Below are 18,809 nucleotides of genomic sequence, written 5' to 3' on the forward strand. Positions count from 1 at the left end.
CTATCTCCGAAGTTCAGACGGATTGGGCGGCATTGACCAGACGATCGACCACGTGCGCGCCATGGCGCACGAGCACCTCGCCGTCCTGCAGCACCATGTGTTGCTTGGCGCCGGTCTGCGCTGCAAGTTGCGTGCGCTCGACGGTGCTCATGTCTTCGAGCAACACGTCACGCAGCGCCACTTTCATGTACTCCTGGAAGAAGCGGCCTCCGGCCGTCGTCATCTCCGGGTAGTACACACGCCCTTCGAACAGCGTCTTGTTATGAGCGATGGGCCGGAAGTTGTAGGCCTGGCAGTAGTTCGGACGCAGCGACAGGTAGAAGTCAGGGAAAACGACGTTGATGTCGAACAACCAATTGGGATGCTTGGTCCAGTTCACGCCTTCGGGCAAGGCGTCGAGCGGAAATTCGTGACGCGCGCTACCCATGCCGGCGCGCAGCGCAGCCGCCGCGATCGGACGCGCCCCCGCAGATTCGGCAAGCGCCTCCTGCGCTGCGGCGCCACCCGAGGTCACGGCCTTCGGGTTCCCGTAGACCGATTTCTGATTGCCGGCCAGCGACAGCCGGCGGTGCAGATCGCCGCATACGACGTCGAGCGGTCGCATACTGCCGCCTTCGCTCTTGTCGATAGCGTCCGCAATCGAATTGCCGTGAATGTAGGCCACGTGGTACGCCTCCTGGAAAGCGTCGAGCGCCAACTTCCAGTTGCAGTTCACCACACTGGTCCACGCAAAACCGCAGGTGAGCTTGTCGAACGGATAACCCTCGACGTCGCCATACACGGGGCGCATGAACTCCGCCAGCGTCTGGGCCGGATTCGGGTCCATGTTGACGAAGATGAAGCCTTCCCAGACATCGCAGGACACTTGCGTGAGCCCATAGTCGGCTTTGTCCAGGTCGAAGAAGCACGATTCGTCCGGCACGCCAGTGAGCTTGCCGTCGAGGTCATACGCCCAGCCGTGGAACTTGCAGAAGAACTTGCGCGTGTTGCCACACTTCTCGTACACGACCTGATTCAGCCGGTGCGCACAGACGTTGTGCATCGCACGAATCTGTCCGGCCTTGTTGCGCACCACGATGATTTCGGTATCGCAAGCCGCCAGTTCCTTGACGAAATAGTCTCCCGCCTTCGGAATCTCCTCCACGCGACCGACCTGGAGCCAGGTCTTCTTGAAGATATGTACCTTCTCGCGCTCGTAGTACTCGGGCGAAACATACGGCTCGACCGAAACAGGCCCCCGCCCCAACTCCGGATAGCGGTCGGTAAGAAATGCCGCGCTAGGCTCGACTGCAGATTTCATCGCCTTGATCTCCTCAAACGCGGCACGCTGCCGCTGACACATCAAAATTAAATGTCATTATTTTTTGATGGAAATTTGTTGTCAAGGCGTTTTGATCCGGAAGTGCGATTTACTCGGGAAAACCCCATGACTACGGGCGCCAAGCGAGCTCATGCAGCACCCGGCGGCCCCTTTGGTAGAATATTGAATACAATCCGCCGTTGACTCGAACAACGGTTTCAGGAAACCCAGCGCGCCCACGGGCGCGCGATTGCTCACGGGGTACGCATGGCGCAAGTCAAGAAGGCAGAGATGCGCGACGCGATCGAAGCGGCCGCTTTTGATCTGTTCTGCCGCAAGGGGTATACGGCAACGACCATGACCGAGATCGCAAAGGCGTCCGGCATGACAGTGGCCAACCTGTATGTGTATTTCGACTCCAAGTTGCTGATCTATTACGAGATCTACTCGCCGTGGCTCTTGCGCCAACTGACCACGCTTCGCGAGGCCGTCAGAAAATTCCCCACGCCGCGAACGCGCCTGAAGCGCATCATCATCGGGCTATGGGGCGATATTCCGACGGCCGACCAATCGTTTGGCAACGGCATGATCGAGGCGCTCGCCAGCGCACCGAGAGACCTGCACAAGCCGAACGATCTCCTTCGCCGGTGCGAGACCTTTCTCTCCGAGATGATCGCCGAGAGTCTTTCCGGGGAACATGCGCGCATCGCCACCGACACGCTGCTCTCCCACGTGTTGTGGATGGCATACGATGGATTTACGATCAACAGTCGCATCGGCGACACCCGCGACCTCGATGCCATCGCAACGCTGCTGACCGACTTGATTCTGGGTCCGGAGAACGTCAAAACCAGCAAGCCGACCAAGGCCGCAACGGCTCGCGCGCCCCGGCAGCGCGACGCCGCGCAACAACGTAAAACGTCTGCATAAGTCCACATAGCGCAGCGGACGCTGCGATCGTCGGCGACCGCACTCGTGCGCGTCTGCCGGCGAATAGCGCCACCGACTCTCGCCCCCGCCTCCCGCCTCACCGAGCCTTCACTCGCTGACACCGCCCTCATCCGGTGTCGGCACACGCGCGCCCCAGGACAAGGGTTTACTCCAGCTTCAGATCAATATAATTAAATGCCACTATTTATTGAACGCACGCAAATCGGCGGCATAGCCTCTTGCCGAAGCGCGCGTCACTCAATCGTGGAAATGGAGATCCCATATGCATGCCGCCAATGTTCCCGGCGAAGTTCGAACCGGCGCGATCCCTCAGAAGACGACGTTTCTTGTGTTGTTCCTGTGCTGGGCCGCGATCCTGTCGGAGGGTTACGACATCGGCGTGATGGGAACCATCACGCCCGCGCTGCTCGCCGATTCCCGCTGGCAATTAACACCGCTCGAGCTCGGCCAGATGAGCAGTGCCGCGTTGATCGGCACGCTGTTCGGCGCCTACGTCATCAGCCCTTTGAGTGATCTGGCCGGACGCAAACCCATGCTGATCGGTTGTGTCGCACTCTTCTCGCTCTCGATGCTCGCCGCCGTCTGGGCGCCGACACCGCTGATTTTCGGCATCGTCCGAGGCATCGGTGGACTGGGCCTTGGCGGCGTCATTTCGGTGGCTGCGGCCCTGACCGTCGAGTATTCGCCGCCGGAAAAGCGCAATCTCAATTTTGCATTGATGTACTCCGGTTATCCGATAGGCGCCCTGGTCTCGGCGCTTACCGGCATGGCGTACATGGCCGACTACGGCTGGCATGCCATCGTTGCCATTGGCGCGTTGCCGCTGTTGTTCATCCCGGCATTGATGATGTGGTTGCCCGAGTCGCTGGAGTACCTCGTGCGCAACGGACAACATGCGCGTGCGAGCGCGCTCGCGTCAAAGCTCGGCATGCAACTTACGGCACAGACCGCAGCGTCGTCGGACACTCGCGCGTCGTTGCGCGAAATCATGACCGAGGTATTTTCGAAGACCAATGCGTTCGGCACCTGCATGCTCTGGGTCGCTCAGTTTGCCGGGGTGATGGTGATTTACGGACTCGGTTCCTGGCTGCCCCAGATCATGCGCAAGAATGGTTACGACCTCGGCTCGAGTCTCGCCTTTTTTGCCGTGTTCAATCTGGCGGCGGCTGTCGGCGGTGTTGTCATCGGCCGCATCGCGGATCGCTTCGGACCACGCGTGACCATCACGCTCTCGTTCCTGCTTGGCGCCGTATCCATCACGGCACTGTCATACAAGAACAGCCTGGCCGTGAACTACGTGCTCGTGGCCTGCGCGGGATTCGGGAGCATTGCTGTCGCACTCGTGTTGCTCGGTTACATCGCCAACTACTACGCCCCCCATGCACGCGGGTCCGCCACCGGCTGGGCGGTGGGTGTCGGGCGATTCGGTGCAATGACCGGACCGGTGCTCGGCGGCTACGTCGCCGGGCTGAATGTGGCGCCCACCTGGAATTTCCTCATCTTCTCCATTGCCGCCGCCACGGCCGCACTCGCCGTGTTCCTCGCACCAACGCCGGCCCACATTGCCGACACGGCAAGACGATGAGCAAGGAGGCCACGCGCAAGCGCCGCCGGCCTTCGACAGACAACGTTTGAACGCAGTACATGAGGTGAATTATGAGTTTGGGATTTGGACATCGCGCACGTATCGGACATCTCTACCCTTCCGGAGGGCTGTGTGACTTCGAGATCCAGTCGATGGCGCCCGAAGGTGTCCAGTTCGTGACGACGCGGCTTCCCTTCAAGCGCACGGGACTGGAGGACGACAGCGCGCTCGTCGCCGATGTCGAAACGCACGCCGGGTTGTTGGCCGATGCCGCCGTTGACCTGATCGCCATGAATTGCACAGCGGCGAGCATGGCGGTGGGCGCTGCGACGATCAACCAGCGCATCGAGGCGGTCACCGGCATTGCGGCGACGACGACCACGGACGCCGTGCTCGATGCCTTGTCTCACGTGGGCGCAAAACGCATTGCGCTGATGACGCCGTATCCCCGGGCCGTCGTCGAGATGGAAATGGCGTTCCTGGGCGCACAGGGGATCGAGGTCGTGGCCGAACGCGCGTTCGCCTGCACAACCCCTGTCCAGCAGGGTGAAATCGCCCCCGAAGTCTGGCTTGAGCGCGCCTTGCAGTTCGACTTGCAGGGGGCCGACGCGCTGCTCATCAGTTGCGCCGGCATCCACTTAAGTCCAGTGCTTGGCGAGATCGAAGCGCGCCTGGACACGCCGGTCATCGCCAGCAACGCCGCGTTGTTATGGAAATGCCTGCGCGCGCTCCGCCTCGCCGAGCGCCCCACCCGCTATGGGCGACTGCTCGCGGGGGAATTCGATGCGCCCCGCGCACGGTAAGCCGACGTCGAGCGTGCCTTCGGACACGTTCGAGATAGAGATCGAGGATGTCGGCGAGCGATTCCAGTGCCATGCGCAGCAAAGTCTGCTGCGCGGCATGGAACGCCTCGGAAAGCGCGGCATCCCGATCGGTTGCCGCAGCGGCGGATGCGGTGTTTGCAAGGTGCGCATCGCCGCCGGCGTCTGTCGGCTGGAAAAAATGAGCCGCGCGTGCGTGAGCGAGCAAGAAGAGCGACAGGGCGTTGTGCTCGCGTGCCGCGCCTATCCGCAAAGCCCCGTGCGCATCACGCTCGACACGGCAATGCACCGCTGCGTGACTCGCGCCAGCCAATCGGTCACGGCAGCGACGAACGCCGCTCGTGTGACGACATGCGCCGGCGATGGCGACGATTCACAACAAGACAATCAAGGAGACAAGCAATGGCTTTGACTGGCGTACTGCGCCCCGGACACGTGGCGCTGCGAGTGCTCGACATGCAAGCCGCGCTCACCCATTACACCGAGGTCATCGGGTTGATCGAGACGGGTCGTGACGATCAGGGACGCGTATACCTCAAGGCGTGGGACGAGCACGATCATCACAGCGTGATCCTGCGCGAAACGGATCGCGCCGGCATGGACTACATGGGCTTTCGCGTCGACTCCGAGGCAACCCTAGAGCGCCTGGCCGGCGAACTCTCGCGTTGCGATCTGGCCCGCGATCTCGAATGGCGCCCGGCCGGCGAGCTCGCCCATACCGGACGCCGCTTGCGATTCACGATTCCCACGGGTCATTCGATCGAGCTCTTCGCGCACCGTGACAAGCTCGGCTGTGCGACCGGCGACGTCAATCCCGACCCATGGCCCGACGGGTTGCGCGGTATGGCGCCGGGCCGCTTCGATCATTGTCTGCTCTATGGCGACGATCTGGATGGCACCGTGACGCTGTTTCGCGACGTGCTGGGGTTTGCGCTTTCCGAACAAGTGGTGGCTGGCCCCGAGAACATGATGATCGGCGCTTTCCTGACATGCTCGAACAAGGCGCATGACGTCGCGTTCATCCGGCACCCCGAGAAAAACAAGTTCCACCATGCTTCGTTCAGCCTCGACAACTGGGGCGAGGTGCTGCGCGCCGCCGACATCATCTCGAAGCGCGACGTGTCGCTGGACATCGGCCCGACACGACACGGCATATCGCGCGGCGAGACCATCTATTTCTTCGATCCGTCCGGAAACCGGAACGAAGTATTTTCCGGCGGGTACATCCACTATCCGGACAAGCCGACGATTACCTGGACGGAATCGGAAATCGGCAAGGCGATCTTCTATCACGATCGCAAACTCAACGAGGCTTTCCTCAACGTGCTCACGTAAGGACATCCCCCTTGAGTGCGCCGGGTGAGCACACCGTCCTCGTGACGCTGTGCCGTCCCGGCGCCCCGCTACATCGCAGATTTTTTGCCTGACGCGTCACATCGCATCGCAACGCATTACCAGCAAAAATTGGCATTGAAGATTCGGGGCGCTTATGTAGGGTTCAGCGCGCGCCGGGATGTGAATGCCCACCACCGAGGAGCGATTCCGTGAGCATCATGATGTCCATTGTCGAGCCACCCGCAGAACGCGCGGGCCCGACATGTTGTGCCTTTCCCGTCGCCGAAAACCGTTGCCGCATCGTGAGTCACGAGCGCGTCAACGATGAATATCGGCATCTCGTCGCCCTGGCGCCTCAGGCGGCCGCGACGGTGCGTCCCGGTCAGTTCTTCCATTTGCGATGCCCGAGTGTCGGCGATGACACGCCGTTCCTGCGCCGCCCGATGAGCCTTTATCGAAGCTGCGCCGACAAGGGCACGATCGAGTTTCTGTACAAGGTCCAGGGCGCCGGCACCCGAGGCTTGCATCACTGTCGATCGGCGACACCCTGGATGCGATGGGTCCGGTAGGCAATGGCTTCTCGTTGCCGCAGGACCTGCGTCACCTGCTGCTGCTCGCGCGCGGCGTCGGGCTCGCCACGCTGGCACCGCTCGCGCAGGCGGCCATCGAACGCGGCGCGCGAGTAACGGCCATCCTGAGCGCGCGCAACCGCTCGCTCGTCATGTCGGACGCCTACCTGCGCGCCGTGGGGGCAAACGTCATCGTCGTGACGGATGAGGACGGTAACAGCACGCCGGCACATATCGAGGCGATCCTCCGGTCGCAACACGAGAGCGCGCCGTTCGACAGGTTCGCGACGTGCGGATCCAACCGTTTGCTCCTGCTGCTGCAAAAACTGGGGGCACAGCTCGGTGTTCGGGGGGAAATTGCGCTGGAACAACATATGGGCTGTGCGCTCGGGGCGTGTTACGCCTGTGTGCGCCCTTTCCGCAAAACGCCGCACAGTGATGAGCTTTCCTATCGCCGGGTGTGTTGGGACGGGCCGGTATTCGATCTTCAGGAGACCGTGACATGGTAGACATGCAGGTCAGCATCGGCGACGTGGTGCTCGCCAATCCCGTGATGCCCGGCTCCGGCACGTTTGCGGAGGGCATGGCCAGCGTCTTCGACCTCAACCGCCTTGGCGCAATCGTCACCAAGACCATTACCGACGATATCCGGGAAGGCAACCCGCCTCCCAGACTGGCCGAATATCGAGACGCGACGCTCTTCTCCATCGGCATTCCGAGCAAAGGTGTGAAGTACTACCTCGAAGAAACGCTGGCCCACTATCGGGACTACAGCACACCGGTCGTTGCCAGCATTTCCGCCACCACGGTGGAGGGGTTCGGTGCGCTGGCCGCCAAGCTCGCCCGAAGCGGTGTGGTCGCGATCGAAGCCAATGTGTCCTGCCCCAATCTGAAGAAAGACGGCAAGGCGTTCGGCATGGATCCTGAGGCGACATACCAGGTCGTGCGCGCGATGAAGACGGCCGTCGATTTGCCGGTGTGGCCGAAAATGACGCCCAATGCCAGCGATGTCATCGGCGTCGCGCAGGCTGCCGAGGCAGCCGGTGCCGACGCTATCGTTGCGAGCAACGCGCTACTTGCCATGGGCATCGATGTCGAGACACGGCGCCCGCGTGTCGCCAATCTCATGGGCGGCCTGACGGGACGCGCCACAAAGCCCGTCATGCTGCGCTTTGCTTACCAATGCGCGAATGCGGTGTCGATTCCGGTGATCGGTTGCGGCGGCATATCGAGCGCCGAAGACGCCATCGAATATCTGCTCGCGGGCGTCTGCGCGGTTCAGGTCGGCACGGCCAACTTCGTCTCGCCCAACGCGATGCCGGACATCATCGACGGCATCGAACAATATTGTCTGCGTCACGGCGTGGCGCGCGTCTCGGATCTCGTTGGCGCCATGATCCCGGCGGCCCCCGTGCCCCTCACCGTATCGCAGTCCGAGTCTGCGGAAGCGCCTGTTTCGGGCGCACTTGGGGGCGCATCGGGCACATTCGCCGGTTAGCTCTGCGGGCGCGCGCACGTACGCACGTACGGGCGCAGTCATTCGACGCGCCCGTTCCCACTCCTTGCCATGCCGAGGCCAGACATGCACTTCTCCTATCTCGTCACTTTCCATCATCCGGATAGCGATGCCCGTATCCGCGCCGAAGATCTCGACTGCGTGCGCACCATCGTGCTCGCTACACCGAACCTGCGGCGAGCCCGGCTGTATACGCCCGAATCGGCAACGGACTTCTACACCGACGACGGTCCATCGCCGGTATTCGCCTTGCAACTGGACTACGACACGATTGCCGACCTCGAGCAGGCCCTCGCGCAGGACGGCCACCTGCAGTCGCTCGCCCGCGCCTCGCTGCCGAGTCTGGCGGGCTGCGATGTCACGCAGCAGGCGATGGCGCGCCGGCCGTTCCCAGTGGACGATCCTTCGTTGCGCACGCGAGATGGGGAACTGCCGTGCAGTTTCCTCGTGCATTACCCTGGGCAGGCCGAGGATTTCGATGCGTGGATCAACTACTACCTGACCCATCATCCGCAGATCATGCGGCACTTCGACGGAGTGCGCGAAATCGAGATCTTCACGCGCATCGACTGGCTCGACGCCATGCCATGGCGCAGGGTGCATTACATGCAACGCAACAAGCTCGTGTTCGACAGCCCCGAAGCCATTACGGCGGCCATGAACTCGCCGGTGCGCCATGCCATGCGGGCCGATTTCGAAAAATTCCCGCGGTTCTCGGGCAGTAATATTCATCACCCCATGGCGACGCTCACCCTCACGCCCCCCCTCGCGCAATAACGCCAAACCGTGCGTTGGGCGTCGGCCCAACGCGCCTGCTACAGCGGTGTCGATGTCAGTGCTCCCGCGTTGCACGGCCCAGGCATCCGAGCACGAACAGCGCGACCGTAAAGCTCAGGATGACAACGCACACGCCTGTCCACCCGAACCACGCCCAGCCCACGCCCGAGAGCATGGCCCCCAGCGCCCCGCCGACGAAAAAGATGCCGACGAAGAGGGCGTTCAGGCGTCCGCGCGCGGCCGGATTGATGAGATTGATCGCACGCCGACCCAGCGTCTGGTCGGCGATTACCCCGGCGTCGAGCGTCGCCGCGCCCGCCACCAGCAGACCGAGTGCCAGCGCCGGATGCGTCCCGGCGGAAAATCCCGCCCACCCCGCGCCGGCGACACCGAGCATGAACACCGCAACGAACATCGCGAGATGGGAGACGACCTGTGTCGTGCGACCTGCGCCACGATCGCCCAGATAACCGGCGAGCGGTGTCACGATCGCACCGGTCGCCCCTGCGAGGGCAAACAGCGCGATGCCCGACGTGCCCAACGAGAACGGGGCTTGTGCAAGCAACAATGCAATGGAGGTCCAGAAGGCGCTGAATGCGCCGAGCGCGAGTGCAGCCTGCGCGGCGCGCAGGCGCAGCACCGGTTCGGTACGTATCAGCGTCCAGAGCGAGCGCAGCAGGTCCGGATATCGCGCCCCCGTCTGCGGCGTGTGGTCCGGCAAGCGGAAGAACAGCACCGTCGCGAGCAGCGCATCGGCCAACGCCTCGAGACCGTAAAACGCCCGCCATCCGACGGTACCGGCAATCAGGCTGGCCAACGGACGCGATAGCAGAATGCCAAGCATCAAGCCGCTCATCACGTTGCCGACCGCGCGCCCGCGGTGGCTCTCCGGCGCCATCGACGCGGCCATCGGCACGAGCATCTGAATGACGCTCGACGACGCGCCGGCCAGCAACACGCATGTCAGGAACATGCCACCGGATTGCGCCAATGCCGCCATAGCGAGAAACGCGGCGCAACAGGTAAGCGTCCGGACGATGAGCCGTCGATTCTCGAGCAGATCGCATAGCGGCACGAGCAGTAGCAGACCAGCCGCGTAGCCCAACTGGGGAAACATCGCAATCAGTCCTGCCAGTGCGTCGGGAAGTCCCAATGCCTGGCGGATCGGACCGGTCAACGGCTGTGCCGCCGAAAGATTGACAACGATGACGCCGACGGCGGCGGCGAAAAAGATCGTCAACGGCGTGGTCAGCACGCGAGGCGCGACGGCTGTCGGCAAGACAGGCGACGCGGGTGAGCAAGGCGCCGGGGCGACGACGGTATCGCGCGAACAAGGGGCGGACGGCTGAGTCATGTGGCGTTCCATCTGAGGGCTGAGCATCACCGAGGGTGACGGTTCGCAAATTGTAGGAACGCGACCGTTATGCCACAATTGAATTGTCTTTATATTGATTATGCGAGTTTGTTTTGAACACTCATGACTTGCAGGCGTTCGTTGCCGTCGTGGAGAGCGAATCGATGGCTCAGGCATCGGAGAAGCTGTTCCTGACCCAGCCGGGGCTCACACGACGGGTGCAGAACCTTGAGAAGATGCTGGGCGTCGCGTTGCTCGACCGACAAAGCAAGCCGCTCAAGCCGACGCCTGCGGGGCGCGAGGTGTACGGGCTGGCTCGCGCAGTGTTGCGTGCGGTCGACGATCTGAAGGCGGTCGCGTCGCCGGATACGGAGCCCGCGGGCGAGTTTCGCATCGGCGTGCCGCCGTTTTTGTCGGAACTGGCGCTGGAACATCCCGTCGATGCGTTGCGCAGCACGTTCCCGAACCTGACACTGCGTGTCACGGCGGGATGGTCTCCCGGGCTGCTCCACAGTCTGGAGCAGGCGAAGGTGGATGCTGCTGTCGTCTTGCTGCCGGAGAGCGTGCCGTTGCCCGACGGCGTCACCTCCACGTTGCTGGGGCACAAGCCTTCGGTCGTCGTCGCACCGCGAACGTTTGCGCTGTCCGACACGACGTCACTTGCCGAACTGGCGACACATCCCTGGGTGCTCAATCAGGACGGCTGCGGCATGCGCTCGGCACTGAGCCGTGCCATGTCGATGGCGGGACTGCCGTTCAACGTGGCTGTCGAAGCCTTCGGGTCCGAGTTGCAACTCTCGCTCGTCGCCCGTGGTCTCGGCGTGGGACTGACCTCACCGGAAATCCTCGCACGAAGCCCGCATGTCGACGCGCTGCAAGTGCTCGACGTCCCGGAGTTCCAGGGCGGTCTGAACGTGTGGCTCGCGCATGGCATGCTACCGAGCAGGCTCACTCGCCCGGTGGCGCTCGTGCGTGATGCGCTCATCGAAAAACTCGCGCAGGATGCCGCTTCGGTACCGCCGAAGGCAAGCACGCGCAAGAAGCGAACGAAGGTGTGAATTTTGTCATCGCCATCGGAGAAACGGTCCTGGCCAGTGTTTGAACCATCGCACCCACCTAGTCCGTCGGGACGATGCGACAGCGCAGCGCGTCTTTACCATCGCTGAAAACCATCGCTGAAACCCATCGATGAACGCCTTCATCAGGAGCTCGCCTTGAATACCGACGATTACCGACAGATTCAGAACCTGCTGTATCGATATGCCCATCTGCTCGACACCGGCCGATGGGATGCACTGGGGCAACTTTTTGAACACGCGGACGTGTACATCGCGGGCGAGCTGGCCGCCAGCAAAAACCCCGCTCAGCTCACGACGCTATGGAACAGTTATGTGAGGCGCTACCCTAACGGCACACCGCGAACGCATCACATCATTACCAACGTCACCATCGACGACGACGGCGAGGATCGCGCCCGCTCGCACTGCTACGTACTGGTCGTCCAGCAAGGCAGCACCCTGGGGTTGCAGCCCGTCATTGCCGGAGATTATCTGGATCGATTTGAGAAGGTCGAGGGTGTCTGGCGCTTTACGGAGCGCCACATCGGAAACGAACTGTTTGGCAATCTCTCGGAACACCTGCTCCTGCCCATGCAAATGCCGGACGATCGGCTACCGCAAAGCTGGGATTGAGGCCGGACGCCGATCTACCCCACAAGCATCGGAAATCGATCCAACGCCAGCGGGGTAGCTACCGTCCGATCAGGCAAGAAACCCGCCGTCCACCGGCAAACAGGCACCGTTAACATACTCGGACGCCGGACTGCACAGCCACACCATCACGCGGGCGATGTCCTCCGGTGTTGCGGTTCGTCCGAGCGGAATCTTCTCTTCGAGCACATTGCGCCAGCGTTGATCCACGAGGATATCGTGCGTCAGCGGCGTATCCACAATGCCCGGGGCAACGGCGTTGCATCGAATTCCTTGCGCACCGTACTCTTTTGCCACGGTCTTGGTCAGTCCCAGTACGCCGTGCTTCGCCGCCGTGTATGCCGCCGTGCGGGGGAAACTGATGTAGCTTTGCAATGAGGCCGTATTGACAATGGCCCCGCCCCCCGTTTCCAGCATCAACGGCAGCTCCGCCTGAAGGCAGTAGAAGACGCCGCTCAGATCGATGTCGATCATGCGTCGCCAGTGCTCGACCGGCACCTCGTGCGTAGCGGGAGGCGTGGGTCCGTCGGCAATACCGGCGTTATTGCATGCGGCGTCCAGTCGACCGTAGTGCTTTCGGATATGCCCGACTAATGCGAGACACGCCTGCGGGTCCGACACATCCGCGCGGAAGAAACTCGCGTCGGTGCCCCTCGAGCGCAAGTCCGCCACGACCTGCTCGCCGGCGTCGACCTGCATGTCCGCCACCACGACGGTGGCCCCTTCGTTGGCGAATGCTGCCGAAACCGCTCGACCGATACCGCTTGCGGCACCCGTTACCAAAACCACCTTTCCAGCGAAGCTGTTGGCATGCGTCACGTCAATCTCCGAATTGAAATCGGCCCCGAAGGGCCGTTGGTTGCGATCGTCCGGATCAGATCAAGTGAGCGATGGTGAACAGCAATGCGCCACCGGCAACGCCGCCGGCAAACGCACACGTCTCAACGTTGGCGTAATGGACCCGACGCTTGGCGGCGAGGGCCGCCCAGCCGCATCCACCGGCCAGTCCGAGTGTCACCGGCAGACAACACAACATCAACAGCATGACGCGCGGAATCGACTCGACATTGGAAAGGTACAGCCAGATCAGCATTGTGACGCCGCAAACGCCCATGAATGAGAGGCACTTGTACAACCCTGATTTTTCGTCCAGTGGTTCCATCACTCCTCCTTGAGTACCGGCTTGGGGTATTCCCGCCGATTTTTTCGGTGACCCGCTGAGGCGACGTCTGACTTGTCGCATCGAACAGGCCACCGCGTTCGGCTTGGGGACATTAAAATCCCGCCGCCCCACCCAGCCATCCTCCGAATGGACTAGATGAAGCACGGGGTTTACCCACCCCTTCCGAACCGTACTCAAGGCGTGAAACGACGTACGGAAATGCCTACAACGACTCCGGCGCGCCGTGGGCTTGCCTTACCGCGCTGGTCGACGACTCGCGCAGCACCATACCCAAGGCAATTGCCAGCGAAAGCACCAGGAATCCGCCGCCAATCCAGACGAACGCGCCGTCGATGCCGAACCGACCGCGCAGCGGGGCGACGACCCAGGGATTGAGGAACTGGCCAAAGAAAATCGCACTCAGCAGCAAGCCGAGCGCACGCGCACGCATCTCCTCCGGAATGCGCGCGAGGATAATGGTGGCGCAGGCCGCCTCGACGAAACCCGAACCGATCCCCATGAGCGCACTGGCAGCCCCAATCGATGTCGCCCCCGACAGTTTCGCCATGCCGATGGCACCGATGCCGAAGAACGCCGCTGTCAGCATCAGCAGTCTGCGCGGACTTATGAAGCGGATCAGAAACCCGTAACAGAACGCCGAAATTGCCGCGACAACCGCACTTGCCGCCGCAACGCTGCCCTGAATTTCCGCGCTGTGCACGCCACGCTGATCCAGCAAGAACGGACCCTGAATGCTGGGCATGAACATGCCGACGGTGAAAATCGCGGCAAGAAGATAAACAGGCCACAAGAGCCGCACCGGTGCAAACAGGTTGTGCTCCCGACTCACCTGGGACGCGCGCGGCTTGATGCTGAACAGCGCCAGAATGAACACCGGAATGCCGCCGAGATAGAGTGCGAACGGCGCTCGCCATCCCCAGGAATCCACCATATGCCCGCCAACGGTCAGGGCAGCAACGGCCATTACGCATGAGCCGGCGACCATGAAGCCGAGCAGCCGCTCGCGCGCCCCACCCGACGGGTAGTCGCCAACCAACGAGAGACTGCTGGTTTGTATCGCACCTCCGGCTGCGCCAAGGAGCAGGCGAGACACGATCAGCGCCGTCGGACTGTCGACAAACAGACCGGCGCTACCCGCAAGCACAAAGACGGCAAATCCCAGCAGCATGACCGCCCGTCGGCCGATTCGCTCCGAAAGAATGCCGGCAAGCGGCGCAGCGAGAATGAGCAATACCGCCGGGATGGTCATCACCATCTGCGCAAACAGCGCGCCGTCTCCTCCCGCCGCAAAGTGTGTCGCCATCGCCGGCATGGCAGGCGCCGCAGCCATCGGAATCAATACCACCATCGTTGGTCCGGCCACCAGCACCGTACTTTTCAGCACGCCGTTATCCGATTCACTTACGTCCGACGCATTCGCTTGCACCTGGATCCTCCAGAGGAAATGAAAGACGATATCTCTGCATGAAAAGAGACGCGACCCGGCATGATCGACAGATTCGGGAACCCCCTGAGGAATGGCAGGCATTTCTCGTCGCGATCCATTCATCGCGATCCATCTGTGGAACGCGCGCGCCTGATCGACAAAACTTGGCAGGGAACGAGGCTATCAGCATCGTCCATTTGGATTAACAAGGAGTTTCCCGGTAAGGCGTTGGCTCGCTTCGATTCCGTAGTCTGAACAGACGATGCCGTGCGCGACGCCATCGGCAACCATCAATCGTGGCGTTGTCAGTGACGAAACGTCGCAAAATGACAAAGCGGGTCGGCGGCGCGGGGGCGAGCTTCCATCGAAGGCGCTCCCCGAAAAACCGGTGCGATCCCAGATGAGAAAAGCGGAGACCCATGACTTCCTATTTCGCGTTCAATGGCGATGCCGACGGACTGTGTGCACTTCAGCAGCTTCGCCTCTCGAAACCCGGTGACGCAACGCTGATCACCGGCGTCAAACGCGACATTCATTTGCTCGAGCGGGTGCCCGCAACGGTCGGGGACTGCGTCTACGCGCTCGACATTTCCATGGCGGCAAACCGCGATGCGCTCGTGGCATTGCTGGGTGCGGGGGCGCAGGTTCACTACTTCGATCACCATCTTGCCGGTGACATCCCCGATCACCCTTCTCTGCACTCACATATCAATCTCGCACCAAACGTGTGCACGAGCATTCTCGTCAGCGAGCATCTGCGGGATCGCTACCGGTTGTGGGCCATTACCGCCGCGTTCGGCGACGGGCTGCCGCAGATCGGGGCGTCCATGGCGGCCGAAGCCGGACTCTCGGAGGCCACCACCCGCACGCTCGCCTCGTTGGGTGTGAGCCTGAACTACAACGCCTACGGGGAAACGGTGCACGACCTGCATTTCCACCCGGCAGAACTTGCCGAGGCGATGGCTCCCTTCGAAGATCCTTGCGATTTCGCCGCACACTCCGACGCCTGCGCCAGACTATTTGCCGGATATGAAGACGACATGGGGCGCGCACGCAGCCTGAGTCCGCTGCGCGCCTGCGATGGGGCCACGATCCTCCTGCTGCCCGCCGAACCATGGGCTCGCCGGGCGATCGGCGTGCTCGCCAACGAGTTGGTCCAGGCAAATCCCGGCAACGCCTTCGCCCTCCTTTCGCCCAACTCGACAGGCGACTTCACGGTGAGCGTTCGGGTCCCCGAAACCAGAGAAACGGGGGCAGGCGATTTTTGTCAGCGCTTCGAGACGGGCGGCGGACGACGTCTGGCCGGCGGCATCAATCGCCTGGCCGAGAACGACATCGACAAATTCGCCGAGCAATTTGAAACGCATTATCGCGTCGGCGCGTGATAGATGATTGCGCGCAATCCCCGTTGCGCGCAAACCCGCAACGTAACGCGCCACAGCGCTGAGAATTTTGCATCTGACTCGCAACGGTTACCGACGTGCCAAAGTGGCCTCGGCATCGGTGGCAACACGGGTTGAATCAGCTTTGGATGCGTGTAGTATCGCTATCGAAGGACAGTCATAACGCCAAGCCAAAGAAGCTCGCAGCGTACGGAGACGTTTCAAATGGGTGCACATAATGAATTGGGCAGCGTCGGTATGCGAGCGCCCGTAAATGGCTGTGCCGCGATGCCGCATGTTCCCGAGTCGGCGCCGCTCCCGCGCTCGGTATCCGGTGCAACGCCCTCAGGTTACATGCCCCTCACCCTGGATCAGCTGGACGCTTTGTTGGGCGCCATTTATCAGGGCTGCCTCGAGAAACTTCCATGGTCGAGCGCACTCACCGCACTGCGCGACATACTCGATGCGAACTGGGTCACTTTGATTCTGCGGCCCGCATCCGACACATTGAACGCGCTCATCGTCAACGCCGGTCCCGATGGCCCATTCATGGAGAAGGGAAAGTTCGCAACGCATACGGCATTCATGCTCGATCCTTTTAGCGGTTTGCCACCTGACAAAATCGCCACCGTCGACGAAATCGTCGGCGCCAAGGAATGGCTGAGCAGCGAGTTCTATCAGCAGTTCGTCGAGCCGTTCGACATCCGGTACATGATCGGCGCCGATCTGGTGACCGCGGACGGTTCGGAATGCCGCCTTCGCATTTGTCGCCCTCACGCAAGCAGCCATTTCTCGGAATCCGACAAGAGCATTTGTCAGCGCCTGCTCCCGCATATCAAGCGCGCCATCGAACTGCATTCCCGATTGGACCGGATCGAATCGGAACGCACCATGTACGCGACGACCATCGACCGGATGCTGCTCGGCACGGTGGTGTTCGACGAGACGGGCGCCATCATGCGAGTCAACCGCGCGGCAGAAGAAATTCTCCGGCAAAACGACGGCTTGTCGATCGTGGGCGGCCGGCTCGAAGCCAGTTATGCCCCGGAGAACCGACAGCTTCAAAACCTGATTCGCCGCGCGCTCGCCGACAATGCCAGCTCCGCATCGGGCATTGGCCAGGCCATCTCGATCGCTCGCCCGTCGGCGCGCGCAAAACTGGGCATTGCCGTTCGCGCCAACCCTTTGAGCGAATGGGCCGAGGGTCGACACCGCCCCGCGGTGACGGTTTTCATCCGGGATCCGGAACAGAAGTCGATGGCCTCACGCGACGTTATCCAGCAACTCTTCGAGCTGACGCCGGCAGAGGCCTCGCTCGCGCTGCTTCTGGCCGACGGGATGACACTGGATGAAGCGGCCGACCAGCTGGACATCAGAAAGAACACCGCTCGCGCGCACTTGCGCTCGATCTTTGCGAAGACGGGTGTGACACGCCAGACATCCCTGGTGCGACTCCTGCTGGGCAGCGTCACGCCACTCGACTAATGCCGGAGCACGTCGGGGAATGGGACAGACAAGCCCCGTCAACCCTCAGGCCAACCAACACAAAGGGTATCGACTGATCGATACCCTTTGCTTCAGGCCGAACGCAACGCTCAACGGTGACTTGCCGTGCTCGCCGTGCTCGTCTTGTAGAGGGATTCGGCGTGTGCCTTCAGTCCGCGTGCAATCCCGTCGAAACCACCCTTCACCCAATCGCCGAACTGGTTCATGATTTTCTCGGCATTCGGGCCGAGAAACTGATCGCTGGTGTGATACGCGCAGCGACCATCGTCAAGGACTTCGAGAACCTGCTCGCGATAGGCCGCGTCTGCGTTCTCCGGCGTGGGGCGCTGCTCCCACGCGAGAAGCCGCGACGGTTCGAACGCGACGAGATGTTCAAGCACGTGAATGTCGTTGTTCGCATCGGCCGGATTGGCAATGTACAGGTGCACCTCGTCGCCGACCTTCAGGGAGGACTCGACACGTACCGTGTACGGATTCCATTCCCGGTAGCGGGGCAGGTCAACGAGAATGTCCCAGACAAACGATGCCGGGGCATCGATCTCGACACGTACCGACGTGACTTTATTCTTTGAATCGCTCATTGCAGAGTCTCCCATGCGTCAAGCCGCCATAAATTCGCCACCGTTCGCGTCCAGCCACGCGCCGGTCACTGCATTTGCATAATCGGAGACGAGGAACAGCGCCGCTTTGGCACAATCGTCGTCCGTTGGAATGCGCCCCAGCGGGATGTTCGCGGCCACCTGCGCGACCTGATCTTCGACGGAAATATGCCGTTCCGCTTCGACCGCACGCATGTAACCCTCGACCGGGGAACCCCACATCCAGCCCATCGATACCGAGTTCACACGAATCCCCTTGGGCCCGAGCTCTTTGGCCAGGTACTTCACGGCCACCCCAAGCGCCCCCTTGGAGATCGCGTAACCCGCCTGTCCGACCAACGGCTTGCGCGTGACCAGGGAATTGATCATCACCATGGCGCCGGACTTCTGTTGACTCATGGGCACCGAGGCCTCCAGTGCCAGGTTCATCGTCCCGAACACGTTCGTCTCGAAGATGGCATCCCAGCCTTCGGTGCCCGATGATTCGAGCGAGCCCATCACGTTGCCCGGGTTGTAGGCGCTGTTGACGAGGCTGTCGATTCTGCCGAAGCGATCCACCGTCTTACTCACGAGATTCCGGCATTGCTCGCGCTGCGTGATATCGGTCGGCACCTTCAAGATCGCCACGTCGCTACCGGCTTCCCGAATGCGACGCTCGGCCGCGTCGAGCTTTTCCGCGCTGCGCGCCGCCAGCACCACACCGGCAGCACCTTCGCGCGCGGCCTCGATCGCCAGCTTGATGCCGAGACCGGGGCCGATGCCTGAAATCACGACCACTTTGTTGTTCAACAACATG

20 protein-coding genes are annotated in these 18,809 nt (G+C 62.0%); 13 read left to right on the forward strand and 7 right to left on the reverse strand.

What is annotated here, in order from left to right:
* Positions 1 to 13: 13 nt before the first annotated feature.
* A complete protein-coding gene (locus tag PCA31118_RS16780; protein WP_150626270.1) occupies positions 14 to 1,300 on the reverse strand; it encodes an aromatic ring-hydroxylating oxygenase subunit alpha in 1,287 nt (428 codons plus the stop codon).
* A gap of 267 nt (positions 1,301 to 1,567) precedes the next feature.
* On the opposite strand from PCA31118_RS16780, the gene PCA31118_RS16785 reads away from it, so the two are divergent.
* From PCA31118_RS16785 to PCA31118_RS16820, 9 genes are all read left to right on the forward strand, one after another.
* Positions 1,568 to 2,230, forward strand: a complete 663-nt coding sequence (locus PCA31118_RS16785; RefSeq protein WP_044454950.1) for a TetR/AcrR family transcriptional regulator — start codon at positions 1,568 to 1,570, stop codon at positions 2,228 to 2,230.
* A 283-nt stretch (positions 2,231 to 2,513) separates the two neighbouring features.
* On the forward strand, positions 2,514 to 3,836 hold the full coding sequence (locus PCA31118_RS16790; RefSeq protein ID WP_150626271.1) for an MFS transporter: 1,323 nt from the start codon (positions 2,514 to 2,516) through the stop codon (positions 3,834 to 3,836).
* Positions 3,837 to 3,907: 71 nt separating this feature from the next.
* A complete protein-coding gene (locus tag PCA31118_RS16795) occupies positions 3,908 to 4,639 on the forward strand; it encodes a maleate cis-trans isomerase family protein (protein WP_150626272.1) in 732 nt (243 codons plus the stop codon).
* The gene (locus PCA31118_RS16800) at positions 4,620 to 5,069 is read left to right on the forward strand and encodes a 2Fe-2S iron-sulfur cluster-binding protein (RefSeq protein ID WP_150626273.1); all 450 of its coding nucleotides are present in this window, start codon (positions 4,620 to 4,622) and stop codon (positions 5,067 to 5,069) included. Before PCA31118_RS16795 ends, PCA31118_RS16800 begins: the two co-directional genes overlap by 20 nt.
* Positions 5,060 to 5,992: a catechol 2,3-dioxygenase gene (locus PCA31118_RS16805; RefSeq protein ID WP_150626274.1), complete on the forward strand. Its 933-nt coding sequence runs from the start codon at positions 5,060 to 5,062 to the stop codon at positions 5,990 to 5,992. The genes PCA31118_RS16800 and PCA31118_RS16805 overlap by 10 nt, the downstream gene beginning before the upstream one ends.
* A gap of 209 nt (positions 5,993 to 6,201) precedes the next feature.
* Positions 6,202 to 6,561 carry a ferredoxin reductase domain-containing protein gene (locus tag PCA31118_RS27390; RefSeq protein ID WP_246190279.1) on the forward strand — a complete coding sequence of 120 codons (360 nt, stop codon included), beginning with the start codon at positions 6,202 to 6,204 and terminating at the stop codon, positions 6,559 to 6,561.
* A complete protein-coding gene (locus tag PCA31118_RS27395; RefSeq protein ID WP_246190280.1) occupies positions 6,549 to 7,070 on the forward strand; it encodes an iron-sulfur cluster-binding protein in 522 nt (173 codons plus the stop codon). Before PCA31118_RS27390 ends, PCA31118_RS27395 begins: the two co-directional genes overlap by 13 nt.
* Positions 7,064 to 8,059: a dihydroorotate dehydrogenase gene (locus PCA31118_RS16815; protein WP_150626275.1), complete on the forward strand. Its 996-nt coding sequence runs from the start codon at positions 7,064 to 7,066 to the stop codon at positions 8,057 to 8,059. The genes PCA31118_RS27395 and PCA31118_RS16815 overlap by 7 nt, the downstream gene beginning before the upstream one ends.
* Positions 8,060 to 8,143: 84 nt before the next feature.
* Positions 8,144 to 8,854 (forward strand): EthD family reductase, encoded by a 711-nt coding sequence (locus PCA31118_RS16820; protein WP_150626276.1) that lies wholly within the window; start codon positions 8,144 to 8,146, stop codon positions 8,852 to 8,854.
* Between the two features lie 55 nt (positions 8,855 to 8,909).
* On the opposite strand, the gene PCA31118_RS16825 is transcribed toward PCA31118_RS16820, so the two are convergent.
* A complete protein-coding gene (locus PCA31118_RS16825; RefSeq protein WP_150626277.1) occupies positions 8,910 to 10,208 on the reverse strand; it encodes an MFS transporter in 1,299 nt (432 codons plus the stop codon).
* 113 nt (positions 10,209 to 10,321) lie between these two features.
* On the opposite strand from PCA31118_RS16825, the gene PCA31118_RS16830 reads away from it, so the two are divergent.
* Both PCA31118_RS16830 and PCA31118_RS16835 read left to right on the forward strand, forming a co-directional pair.
* Positions 10,322 to 11,266 (forward strand): LysR family transcriptional regulator, encoded by a 945-nt coding sequence (locus PCA31118_RS16830; protein WP_150626278.1) that lies wholly within the window; start codon positions 10,322 to 10,324, stop codon positions 11,264 to 11,266.
* A gap of 156 nt (positions 11,267 to 11,422) precedes the next feature.
* Positions 11,423 to 11,899 carry a nuclear transport factor 2 family protein gene (locus tag PCA31118_RS16835; RefSeq protein WP_174990501.1) on the forward strand — a complete coding sequence of 159 codons (477 nt, stop codon included), beginning with the start codon at positions 11,423 to 11,425 and terminating at the stop codon, positions 11,897 to 11,899.
* A 69-nt stretch (positions 11,900 to 11,968) separates the two neighbouring features.
* On the opposite strand, the gene PCA31118_RS16840 is transcribed toward PCA31118_RS16835, so the two are convergent.
* The 3 genes from PCA31118_RS16840 to PCA31118_RS16850 form a co-directional block, all read right to left on the reverse strand.
* On the reverse strand, positions 11,969 to 12,736 hold the full coding sequence (locus PCA31118_RS16840; RefSeq protein ID WP_150626280.1) for an SDR family NAD(P)-dependent oxidoreductase: 768 nt from the start codon (positions 12,734 to 12,736) through the stop codon (positions 11,969 to 11,971).
* 55 nt (positions 12,737 to 12,791) lie between these two features.
* Complete coding sequence (locus PCA31118_RS16845) at positions 12,792 to 13,079, reverse strand: hypothetical protein (protein ID WP_150626281.1); 288 nt, start codon at positions 13,077 to 13,079, stop codon at positions 12,792 to 12,794.
* A gap of 223 nt (positions 13,080 to 13,302) precedes the next feature.
* Positions 13,303 to 14,484, reverse strand: a complete 1,182-nt coding sequence (locus PCA31118_RS16850) for an MFS transporter (protein WP_174990502.1) — start codon at positions 14,482 to 14,484, stop codon at positions 13,303 to 13,305.
* 461 nt (positions 14,485 to 14,945) lie between these two features.
* Between PCA31118_RS16850 and PCA31118_RS16855 the strand changes: the two genes are divergently transcribed.
* Together PCA31118_RS16855 and PCA31118_RS16860 are read left to right on the forward strand one after the other, a co-directional pair.
* Positions 14,946 to 15,911, forward strand: coding sequence for an acetyltransferase (locus PCA31118_RS16855; protein ID WP_150626283.1), 966 nt, complete (start codon positions 14,946 to 14,948; stop codon positions 15,909 to 15,911).
* A 351-nt stretch (positions 15,912 to 16,262) separates the two neighbouring features.
* The gene (locus PCA31118_RS16860) at positions 16,263 to 17,393 is read left to right on the forward strand and encodes a helix-turn-helix transcriptional regulator (RefSeq protein WP_425495373.1); all 1,131 of its coding nucleotides are present in this window, start codon (positions 16,263 to 16,265) and stop codon (positions 17,391 to 17,393) included.
* Between the two features lie 110 nt (positions 17,394 to 17,503).
* Here the strand turns inward: PCA31118_RS16860 and PCA31118_RS16865 are convergent, their stop codons facing one another.
* Complete coding sequence (locus tag PCA31118_RS16865; RefSeq protein WP_150626284.1) at positions 17,504 to 17,995, reverse strand: SRPBCC domain-containing protein; 492 nt, start codon at positions 17,993 to 17,995, stop codon at positions 17,504 to 17,506.
* A gap of 18 nt (positions 17,996 to 18,013) precedes the next feature.
* Positions 18,014 to 18,808 (reverse strand): SDR family oxidoreductase, encoded by a 795-nt coding sequence (locus tag PCA31118_RS16870; RefSeq protein ID WP_044454923.1) that lies wholly within the window; start codon positions 18,806 to 18,808, stop codon positions 18,014 to 18,016.
* Position 18,809 lies beyond the last annotated feature (1 nt).

The organism is Pandoraea captiosa, assembly GCF_902459775.1.
GTDB classification, from domain to species: Bacteria; Pseudomonadota; Gammaproteobacteria; order Burkholderiales; family Burkholderiaceae; genus Pandoraea; species Pandoraea captiosa.